Below are 1,653 nucleotides of genomic sequence, written 5' to 3'. Positions count from 1 at the left end.
CGATGGCGCCTGCGGCACCGGACAGGGTCAGGTGTTCGGTCTGGGAATTCACGGCTTGGTTGCCCGACGGCTGGTTGCCGGGGCGTCATTCGGATTCAGAAAGCAGGGAGGGAGAGACTGGATCAGCGTCCAAGTTCCGCGGGCGTGACGAGACGCTCGACCACCTGGCCGTTCCTGAGGTGCGATTCGACGATCTCGTCGATATCGTCGGCGTCCACGTAGCTGTACCAGACGCCTTCCGGGTAAACGACGGCGACCGGGCCTGCGGAACAGCGATCCAGGCAGCCCGCCTTGTTCACCCGCACCTTGCCGGGACCCGCGAGCCCGGCCGCCCTGACCTGGGCCTTGCAGCGGTCAAACGCCGCCTGGGCGTTGTGCCGGGCGCAGCAGGCCTCGCCGTTGCTGCGTTCGTTCAGGCAAAAAAAGATGTGGTGCTGGTAGTAGCCTGGCGCCGCGGCCGATTCGCAAGAGGTGTTGCTCATGCGCGCATTCTAGACTTGCGGCCCCGATCAGCGCTCCAGCGTGGCCGCCAGCCAGCCGCGCAGGCTGTTGATGAACGCCCAGCCGCGCACCCGCGGAATATCGGCCAGGCGCAGCACGGCCTGCACGACGCGCCCCTCGCGCAGCGCCACGGCGCGGCCCACGCCGGGCAGCAGGCCGCACGCGAGCGGCGGCGTCACCCAGCGGCCGTCCACGAGCGCGGCGATATTTCCGAAGGTGCTCTCGGTGATCTCGCCGGCTGCGTTCCACAGCAGCGTGTCGAACACCCCGGGCGCGGTGGGCGCAAGGGCCGCGTAATGCGCCCGGCGCGTGGTCTTGTAGCGCACGAATTCGCTGTGCGCCGCCATGAACGGTCTGTCGGCGAGTGCCAGACGCACGGGCTCGGCCGTGGGTGGCAGCGCGCAGACCTCGCCCCGGGGCGTGCCCGTGGCGTCGAGCAGCAGGCGCACGCGCCATGCTCCCGCAGGGTGGCTCTCGGTCAGCGTCCGCAGGCAGCGCTGCATGGCGGCGGCGTCGCATGGAATGGCGAAATGCGCCGCAGCGTCTTGCAGCCGGGCCAGGTGCTCGGGCAGGTGGCGCAGCTGCCCGCCATCGAGGGCCAGGGTTTCCAGCAGCTCGAACGGCACGCTGGCGCGGTCCACGAAGGCACGCTTGTGCTGCCACTCGTTCCATTCGGCGTCGGCCTGCGCATCCGCGGTGATTCCGCTGCCAATGCCGCAACTGGCGTGCCATTGCTCGCCCTGCGCGTGCAGCACCACGGTGCGGATGGGCACGTTGAACGTGGCCGCCACGGCGCACAGCCCGTCGGCCCCTGCGGGGCCTGCCGGCCGCACCACGCCCAAGGCGCCGCAGTACACGCCGCGCGGCGCGGGCTCGAGCGCACGGATCATGCGCATGGCCTGCACCTTGGGCGCGCCGGTGACCGATCCGCAGGGGAAGAGCGCGGCAAAGATGTCGGTCAGCGTGGTTCCGGGCCGCGTGCGCGCGCGCACGTCCGAGGTCATCTGCCACACCGTGGGCAGGGCCTGCGTGGCAAACAGCGCGGGCACGCGCACGCTGTGCGGCAGGGCGATGCGCGCGAGGTCGTTGCGCAGCAGGTCGACGATCATCACGTTCTCGGCGCGTTCCTTGGGCGCGCTGCGCAGCTGCGCG

At 70.7% G+C, this 1,653-nt stretch carries 2 protein-coding genes; both read right to left on the bottom strand.

The features are described 5' to 3' along the window. Positions 1–122: 122 nt before the first annotated feature. On the bottom strand, positions 123–482 hold the full coding sequence (locus VTU_RS0115160) for a (2Fe-2S) ferredoxin domain-containing protein (protein ID WP_010105642.1): 360 nt from the start codon (positions 480–482) through the stop codon (positions 123–125). Positions 483–509: 27 nt separating this feature from the next. Next, positions 510–1,653: bifunctional chorismate-binding protein/class IV aminotransferase (locus tag VTU_RS0115155; protein WP_010105641.1), on the bottom strand; the 1,144-nt coding region annotated here is incomplete at its 5' end.

The sequence above is a fragment of the Verminephrobacter aporrectodeae subsp. tuberculatae At4 genome (genome assembly GCF_000193225.1).
Classification (GTDB): Bacteria; Pseudomonadota; Gammaproteobacteria; order Burkholderiales; family Burkholderiaceae_C; genus Acidovorax; species Acidovorax aporrectodeae.
This window is presented reverse-complemented; position numbering and strand designations above follow the sequence as displayed.

Coding starts and splice junctions, on each gene's coding strand:
- VTU_RS0115160 (WP_010105642.1), bottom strand. CDS start 482: ATGAGCAACACCTCTTGCGAATCGGCCGCGGCGCCAGGCTACTACCAG.